The organism is Streptomyces enissocaesilis (assembly GCF_039533765.1).
Lineage (GTDB): Bacteria > Actinomycetota > Actinomycetes > Streptomycetales > Streptomycetaceae > Streptomyces > Streptomyces enissocaesilis.
Map to the genome: position 1 here is coordinate 19863 of NZ_BAAAUD010000019.1, position 9376 is coordinate 29238.

Genomic DNA, 9376 nt, shown 5'->3' on the forward strand with positions numbered 1-9376 from the left:
GATCGGCGTCAGTTCGTGCGTGACCCGTACGTCTTGTCAGCCCGGAGCCCGGCCGGCCGGGTGCGCGGCCGGCCCGGGCCGAGGCGGGGCGCCGGGATGGCCTCCGGGACCGGCCGGCGCTGCGGGCCGTCGTGCCGCCGGCCTGCCGCGCCCCGCAGCGACAACGGCCTCTGCCCCCGGTCAACCACCCCATGCGGCTTCGTGGTCGGCCCTCCGACGGGTGAATCAGAGGTCATGAGTGGGTCCGCCGCCGTCGGCGGGTGACTGCCGGGAGCTCGGCTGCCGTCGGGCTTCCCGGTCGTGGCCCCGGGGCTCGCCCCTGGACGTGCCCACCCGGAGGTGTTCGCAGAGCCACGTGTGGACGGCGAGGGCGGTCGTGCGGGAATGATCCTCCAGAACGGTGAAGTGGTCACCGGTCACGGTGATCTCGGAGTGCGGCAGGCTCCATGGCTCGGCCGGCTCGATGCCGGGCAGGCGGTCCGCTGCCCGGACGAAGAGGGTGGGGGCCGTCAGTTCCGTCGGCCTCCAGCCGGCGTAGAGCGCCAGGTAGCCGGCCATCGCAGTGAGCCGGCCGGTCTCGGCCGAGGCGAACTGCGCGGAGTTGTCCAGCATGCCCGCCGTCATCGCCGAGAGCGCGGCTCCGTCACCGCCCCGGCCGCCGAGGCCGCTGTCCTCGCCCGGGTAGGTGTCGATCAGGACGACGGCGGACGGAACCAGGCCCGTGCTCTCGAGCTCCTCGGCGACCGCGTGTGCCACCCATCCGCCGGCCGAGCGCCCCAGCAGGACGAACGGCTCGTCGCCCGCGCACGCGCGCACGGCGGCGGCCTGCGCCGCCACGAAGGCGCCCAGTGTGGCGGGCAGCAGTTCCTGCGGCAGGAACCCCGGGTTCGGCAGTACCGTAACCGGACGCAGACCCTGGAGGGCCGGCCCGAAACGGGCGTACTCGTGCGGCCCCGACAGTGCGCTGAGGGCGGGGAAGCAGATCAGGCGGGGCCCGGACCCCCCTGTCGCGAGAGTGACGGCCGAGGGTGGTGAGCCGAGGGCCTCGGCGTCCTCGAACACCTCACGGAAACGTGCTGCGATCGTCAGGAGGACCATCCCGTCCCACGCCCTGCCACGAGCGCACGCCGTACGGAAGAGCGCGGACAAGGAATCGGCGTCCGTGCCCTTCGCGGCCGGAGCCCTTTCCTTGGCACCGCCCTGCCACTGGGGGGAGGCCCCGTCCGGGGCGCCACCGGCCGCGTGGGGGCCGGTGCTACCGGGAGCGGCCAGGGGTCCGGGTGCTTCGGGAGCGTCTTGGGACCAGCGTTCCTCCAGGTGGGCGGCGACCTCGCGCGGCGTCGGACAGTCGAACAGGAGCGTGGCCGGCAAGGCGAGTCCCGTCAGCGCCGCGAGCCGGTTGCGCAACTCGACCGCGGCCAGTGAGTCGAGACCCAGCTCCGCCAGCGCGCGGTCCGCCTCGACCGCAGAATCCCCCGAGCCGTGACCGAGCGCCAGGGCGGCTTCCGCTCGGACCTGCGCGAGGAGCAGGGCGCCGCGTTCGCCCGGGGGCGCGGCGGCCAGCCGTCGGCGCAGGGAATCCTCGCCGTCGGTGCCGGGCCCGGTGAGCGACGCGGAGGCCCTCCGTACGGACCCTCGGCCCGGTACCCGGGAGAGCGGCGCCCCAGGTGCCCCAGGTGCCCCGTAGACCCCGGATGCCCGGGTTGCCGCCGGGTCGAGACGAGCTGCCACCAGGACGGCGTCCCGTCCTTCGACGGCGGTGTCGAAGAGCGAGAGGCCCTCCTCGGTCCGCAGCGGGACGAATCCGGAACGGGCCATCCGGCGCAGGTCCGCGTCCCGGAGCGCGGCCGTCATCCCACCGCTCTGCTGCCACGGCCCCCAGGCGAGAGAAGTGCCGGGCAGCCCGAGCGCCCTGCGGTGCTGTGCCAGCGCGTCCAGGAACGAGTTCGCCGCCGCGTAGTTGGCCTGGCCACCGGAGCCGAACACCCCGGCCACCGAGGAGAACAGGGCGAACACTGCCAGGTCGCTGCCCCGGGTCAACTCGTGCAGGGCCAGGGCCGCGTCCACCTTCGGTCGCAGTACGCGGTCCAGCCGCTCCTGCGTGAGGGCCGGGATCACGCCGTCGTCCAGGACTCCCGCGGTGTGCACCACGCCGGTCAGCGGGTGTGCCCGCGGCACGCTCGCGAGCAGAGCGGCGAGCGCCGTACGGTCGGCGACGTCGCAGGCCGTCACCGTGACCTCCGCGCCCAGTCCGGTGAGTTCCGCGCGCAGTTCGGCGGCGCCGGGCGCATCGGCTCCGCGCCGCCCCACGAGCAGCAGGTGGCGCACCCCGTGCGCGACCACGAGGTGACGGGCGAACTCCATGCCCAGCGAACCGGAACCCCCGGTGACCAGGACGGTGCCGTCCGGGTGCAGCCGGCGCGGGGCCCCATCGGCCGTCACCGTCGCCGCGTGGGACGCGCGGACCAGTCTCGGTGCGTACGCGACACCGTGGCGTACGGCCGTCTGCGGCTCGGGGCTCGCCAGGGCCCGCGTCAAAGCCCTTGCGGATGCGGGACGGTCGTCGACGTCGATCAGCGAGAAGCGGCCCGGGTTCTCGGTCTGCGCCGAGCGGAGCAGCCCCCACACGGGTGCGTGGACGAGAGCGGCATCGTCGTTGCGGATGCTTCCGTCCGGCTCCGCTCCGGTGACGACGGCGCCCGAAGTGAGGACGACAAGACGTGAGTCGGCGAGCCGTTCCTCGGTGAGCCAGTCCTGTACGAGCCGCAGCGCCCAGCCGGCCGTACCGTGTGCGGCCGACGCGCGGTCCGTTCCGTCCGCCCCGGTGAGCGGAGGGCAGGCGACCACGACTGCCGGGGCGTCGGCGGCCGCCGAGGCCGGATCCGGGTAGACCGCCGGCCGGATGCCCGACCGGGAGAGCGCGTCGCTCAGCCACGGCCCGGGCTCGCCCAGGAGCCCGTACAGAGGCGGCTTCCCCGACATCGGGACGGGGACATCCGGCAGACGCGTCCAGTCCAGGCGGAACAGACAGTCACTGGGCGCGCGTACGCCGCTCAGTTGCTCGCGGGAGAGCGGCCGCAGGACGAGCGAACGCACCGTGGCCACGGGGGCTCCGGTCCCGTCGGTCAGCTCCAGGCGGGCTCTGTTCCCCTCCGCCCGGGACACCCGCACCCGCAGGGTGCGGGCGCCGGACGCGTACAGCCGCACACCGCTCCAGGTGAACGGGAGCGACAACAACGCCCCGGTTCCGCTGCCGCCGTCGGCGCCGTCCGGGGCGGTCTGATCCAGCGTCAGGGTGTGCAGTGCCGAGTCCAGCAGGGCCGGATGCAGGGTGAACAGGCGGGCGTTTCCGTGTTCCCCCTCCGGGAGTTCGACCTCGGCGAGGAGGTCGTCGCCCAGGCGCCAGGCCGCCCGCAGGCCCTGGAAGGCCGGTCCGTAACGGAGACCGCCGTGCGCGAGTCCCTCGTAGAGGCCGGTGCCCGCCCCGGTGCCGAGCGGTAGCGGGACAGCGCCCGCCGGCGGCCATGGGGACGGCGCGTCCGCGGAAGTCCGCGGCTCTGGAGGGCCGGAGTCCGCGGGGGCCAGGACTCCGGAGGCGTGGCGGTCCCAGGGGCCGTCGTGGTCTCCGGGAGCGTGCGTCCGTGCGTGGAACACCACGGCCCGGCGCCCGTCCGCGTCCGCTCGCGCCACCTTGACCTGGAGTTCGACCGCCTCGTCGGGGGACAGCGGAAGCGGTGCCGTCAGCGTCAGTTCCTCCAGTACGGAGGCGCCCACCCGGTCCCCGGCGTGGATCGCCATGTCGACGAAGGCCGTCGCCGGCAGGAGCACCGTGTCCAGCACCGCGTGGTCGGCGAGCCAGGGCTGTTCACGCAGGGACAGCCGGCCGCTCAGCAGCAGGCCGTCGTCGTCCGCCGTCGACGTGGCCGATCGCAGGAACGGGTGGGAAGCGGCGTCGGGCTCCGCCGCGGAGGCCGGCGGGTCGGCCTCCAGCCAGTACCGCTCACGTTGGAACGCGTAGGTGGGCAGCGCCGTACGCCGTGCGCCACGCCCGGCGAAGACCGCGCGCCAGTCCACGTGCACACCATGGGCGTGGAGCGCGGCCACCGTGGCGAGCAGCGCCCCGGCCTCCGGCCGTGGGCCGCGCAGCGTCGGGAAGGCCAGCGGCGCGGAGCCGTCCGCACGGCCACCGGACGCGGTCGTCGCCGCGTTCGCCGTGTTCGCAGTATTCGCCGCGGCCGTCGGGCGGTGGTCGCAGAAGCCGTCACGTGCCAGGCCCACGAGCACACTGTCCGGGCCGATTTCCACGAAGTGCGTGGCTCCCCGTTCCCGCAGGTACCGCACCGTGTCGGCGAAGCGGACCGGCCGGCGTACATGGTCCACCCAGTACCGGGGCGAGCAGATCTCCTCGGTGGTCGCGGGCCGGCCCGCCACCGCGGTGACGAGGGGAAGTTCCGGCGGGGAGTAGGTGATCCCCTGCGCGACCGGGCCGAAGGCGTCGAGCACGGGGTCCATGTGCGCCGAGTGGAACGCATGGCTCACCCGCAGACGGGTGGCCTCGCGTCCCTGTTCGCGCCAGTGCGCGACGACCTCCAGCACCGCGGGTTCGTCCCCGGAGACGACCACGGAACGACCGTTCACGGCTGCGACGTCCACCCCCCGCGCCCGGTCCGCCCGGCCCGTCAGATACGCGGTGACCTCGCTCTCGTCGGCCTGTACCGAGGCCATCGCCCCACCGGCGGGCAGCGCGTCCATCAGCCGGCCCCGTGCCGCGACCAGGGTGCAGGCGTCCGCGAGGGACAGCACGCCGGCGACGTGCGCCGCCGCCAGTTCACCGACCGAGTGCCCGGCCACCATGTCGGGGCGGACGCCCCAGGACTCCAGCAACCGGAACAGCGAGACCTCCAGAGCGAAGAGCGCGGGCTGCGCGAAGCGCGTCGTGTGCAGGATCCCGCCCGCTCGCGAGCCCCCGGCACCCTCGGCGCTCCTCGTGCCGTCTTCGGCGCCCTCGGCGTTCTCGGCTGCGAAGACCACGTCCCGCAGTGGCTTCGGCAGGAGAGGGTCCAGCAGTGCGCAGATCTCGTCGAAGGAACGGGCGTAGACGGAATGGGTCTCGTACAGTTCCCGGCCCATCCCGGCCCGCTGGCTGCCCTGCCCGGTGAACATGAAGACGACCGGGCCCGCCGGGCGGGGACCGCTCGTGCTCAGGCCCGGCCGGTAGCGGCCTTCCGCCACCGCGTCGAGCGAGGCGAGCAGTTCGTCGCGGTCGCCGGCCACCACCACCGCGCGGTGCTCGAAATGGGCGCGGGTCGTGGCCAGGGAGAAACCGAGGTCCAGCAGGTCCGTTCCGCGGCGTTCGCCCACGTGGGCACGTAGGTGCCGGGCCTGCGCCCGCAGCCCCGGGGCGCTCCTCGCCGACACCGGGAACGGCACGGCCGCCGCCGGGGCCACGGCCGCCCGGGCGACCGTGGATCCGCTTTCCGGGCGGCCCGGGGCACCCGGCTCCTCCACGGGGGCCTGTTCGAGCACCACATGCGCGTTGGTTCCGCTGATCCCGAAGGACGACACACCCGCCCGCCGGGGCCGCCCGGTCCGGGGCCAGGGCACCGGGCGGGTCAGCAGCGACACCGCACCCGACGACCAGTCCACGCCGGGGTTCGGCTCCTCGGCGTGGAGCGTACGCGGCAGTACGCCGTGTGCCATCGCCTGGACCGTCTTCATCACGGCGGCCATACCCGCCGCCGCCTGCGTATGCCCGATGTTCGACTTGACCGAGCCCAGCCACAGCGGGTGTTCCCGTGGGCCGGCCTGCCCGTAGACCTCCAGGAACGCCTCCGCCTCGATGACGTCACCGAGCCGGGTGCCCGTGCCGTGCGCCTCCACCGCGTCGATCTCCGCGGGTCCCAGCCGCGCGTCGGCCAGAGCCTGGTGGATCACCCGTTGCTGCGCCGGTCCGTGCGGCGCGGTCAGGCCGTTGCTCGCACCGTCCTGGTTCACTGCGGAACCGCGCACCACGGCCAGGACCGGATAGCCGGCCCGCCGGGCCTCCGACAGGCGCGTCACCAGCAGCATTCCCGCGCCCTCGGCCCACCCGGTACCGTCCGCCGCCGCCCCGAACGCCTTGCAGCGGCCGTCGGGGGCCAGCGCGCGCTGCCTGCTGAACTCGACGAAGGAGTGAGGCGTCGACATCACTGTGACGCCTCCGGCGAGCGCCAGCGAGCACTCGCCCCTGCGCAGGGCCTGAACTGCCAGGTGCAGGGCCACCAGCGAGGACGAGCACGCCGTGTCCACGGTGACCGCCGGCCCCTCCAGGCCCAGGGTGTAGGCGATACGGCCGGAGGCGACGCTGCCCGCGTTACCGATGCCGAGATAGCCCTCCACACGTTCCGGTGTGCGGGCCAGACGGCTGGCGTAGTCGCTGTACATCAGTCCGGCGTACACACCGGTGGCCGTGGAGCGCACCGTACCGGGATCGATCCCCGCGTGTTCGAAAGCCTCCCAGGCGACTTCGAGCAGCAACCGGTGCTGCGGGTCCATGGCCAGGGCCTCGCGGGGCGAGATCCCGAAGAAGGCCGGGTCGAAGCGGTCGGCACCGGACAGGAAGCCTCCCTCACGTACGTAGGTACGGCCTGCCCGTCCGGGATCCGGGTCGTACAGCCCGTCCACGTCCCACCCCCGGTCGGCGGGGAAGGGGGTGATGGCGTCGGTACCCTCGTCGACCAGCCGCCACAGGTCCTCGGGGGTCTCCACGCCGCCGGGGAAGCGGCACGCCATCCCCACGACGACCACGGGGTCCTCGTCCGTACCGGTCCCTTCCGGACGGCTGGGCGGGGCAGTCGCCGTCCCGCCGGTGAGCCGCGCCCGAAGGTGTGCGGCGAGCTCGTCCGTGGTGGGGAAGTCGAAGGGCGCGGCCTCCGACAGCGGGAGACCGGTCGCCGCCGACAGACGGCTGCACAGCACTGTCGACGTCAACGAGTCCAGCCCCAGGTCACGGAACGCGGTGCCCTGCCCCACCTCGTCCACGGCGCAGCCGAGCACGGCGGCGACCTCGGCCCGCACCAGAGCTGTCAGGGCCTCCACCGTCTCCGTCTCCGTCGGCGGGAGGGCCCCGGCCGGCAGGGGGCGCGCGGACAGGCCGGCGAGCGCGTACCGCCTGACCTTGCCCGAAGCGGTGCGCGGGATCGCGTCCACCTCGTAGAGGGCGGCGGGCACCTTGAAGGGTGAGAGGTGTTTCCGGCAGGCGGCGAGAATCTCTCTCCTGTCGAGGACACCGGCGTTCGCCGGGACCAGGTAGGCGGCCGGGACCTCGCCGAGTACGTCGTCCGGAAGGCCGGCCACGGCGGCGTCCCTGATTCCCGGCAGCGCCAGCAGCACCGCCTCCACCTCGGAGGGATGGACGTTCTCCCCGGCCCGGATGATCAGCTCGCTGACCCGGCCCGTGAGGGTGAGTTCACCGTCGGCGCCGATCCGGGCCAGGTCACCGGTGCGGTACCACCCGTCGCGGAGGACCTCGGCGGTGTCCTCGGGCCGCTGGTGGTACCCGGCCATGACACCGGGCCCGGAGACCCACAACTCGCCCTCGCCCGGGGCCTCGGCGCCGCTGCCGTCACCGATACGCGCCCGCATGCCCGGCAGCACATGGCCGCAGGAGCCGGCCACTCGGGCGGCACCCGGCACCGTCATGGTGACGGGCCCCGCCTCGGTGCTTCCGTAATGATCGAGGAACGGAACCCGGCAGGCTTCCTCGAAGGCCCGCCGGAAAGCGGGGGACGCGGCCGCGCCTCCGCTGACGCAGCCACGCAGCGCGGGTGTCCCCAGCCCGTCGGCCCCCACGGCGTCGAGGAGCTTGCCGTACGTCGCCGGTACACCGGCCAGCAGCGTGAAGGGCTCGTCGGCCCGGCGCAGTTCACCCAGCACGTCCGCCACGGAGAACCGCGGCAGGAGCACGGCGGACGCTCCGGTCACGGTCACCCCGAGGACGCACAGGAGCTGCCCCATGGCATGGTGGAGCGGGAGGGGCCAGAGCAGGCGGTCGTCCGCCGACAGGCCGAGGACGGTGACGAAACCGGACGCCACCGAGGACAGCCGGCTGCGCTGGGTGGACAGCACCCCCTTGGGCGGGCCGGTCGAGCCTGAGGTGTAGAGGAGCCAGGCCACCTCGTCGAGCCCGAGATCATCCGGAGCGGGCACGGGCGGCTCGGTGGCGGCCAGGGCCGCGTAACGGAACATGCCCGCCTCGTCGGCCGAGTCGCCACCCGCCCCCGCCGGGGATCCGCCTCGCGCCCCGGCGTCCCGATCCTCGACGAGCACCACGCTCAGCCCGGGGCGCTCCGGCAGCAACGGCAGCAACTGGCCCAGGGAGGACCGGTCGGTGAAGACGACCCGGGCCCCGCTGTCGTCCAGCAGGTGTGCCAACTCGGCGGTGGTGCTCCGCGGGTCCATCGGCACCCCTACCGCGCCCGCCCTGACGACGGCGAGGACGCTCTCGACGGCCTCCACACGACTGCCCAGGAGGATCGCCGCCCGGTCCCCGTGCCGCAGAGCGAGGCCGGCGAGGTGCCCCGCCAGCCGGCCTGTCCGCAGTTCCAGCTCCCCGTAGGTGACATGGGAACGGTCGTCCCGGAAGGCGGTCTTGGTGCCGAGACGCCGGGCATGCTCCCGGAGCAGATCCGGAAGAGGACGAAGGGTGGCCATGTGCGTTGTCACCAGGACGAACACTTCCTATGGGGGCGGGAGTTGCCGGTGGTCACGATAGACGACCGGCCTGCCGGGCCGGGGGGCGACGCCCGGCGAAACCTGCAACGGGGCGGCCTGCGCGGCGGGTTGGCGAGCCCTGCGTGCCGGACCCGCCTGCGAGGGCGTTCCCCGTCGGACCGCTCCCGCCGGAGGTGACGGCAATGACTTCGCATCCTTCGGCAGGTGGCACTCGATGCGCTCCCCAGCCTGGTTCAGCCGCTCCAGCATGCCCGGCCTCCTTCCTCTCGACCACCACCACGCCAGGCAGGGCCCACCACACCGGACCCGCCATGGACGGCGCTCCTTGATCTCGGCCGTCGGTACTCGGGGAGTCGACGGCTGGCAGTCGCCCCTTGCCGGCAGGACCTCAACGTTGTGGCCGGCACGCTGGGTGCCACGGCCGTGTCGGTCCTCGTTCGTGCCGCCGCGACGAACCGTCCGGCCGAAGGCTCGGGACGAGCATTCGGCCGGACGGCAGATCCCTGCGGCGGGATCGCTACGACGAGATCCTTACGGCGCCGTGGCCCTCACCGGTTCCGTGGTCGTGACCTTCACCGGTTCGGTGTCGGGTGCGCTGTGCCGCTGGGCCCAGTTCTCCAGGGCTGTGCGGCAGGCGTGGTCGAGGTGGTGCAGCCCGGACAGG

At 73.9% G+C, this 9376-nt stretch carries 1 protein-coding gene; it reads right to left on the reverse strand.

Annotated elements, in window-relative coordinates; genetic code table 11:
* Positions 1 to 225: 225 nt before the first annotated feature.
* Complete coding sequence (locus ABD374_RS09630; RefSeq protein WP_344493488.1) at positions 226 to 8691, reverse strand: type I polyketide synthase; 8466 nt, start codon at positions 8689 to 8691, stop codon at positions 226 to 228.
* Positions 8692 to 9376: the final 685 nt, after the last annotated feature.

Bases quoted from the DNA above. Each gene is read 5' to 3' on its own strand.
- ABD374_RS09630 (WP_344493488.1), bottom strand. From the start codon at position 8,691: ATGGCCACCCTTCGTCCTCTTCCGGATCTGCTCCGGGAGCATGCCCGG.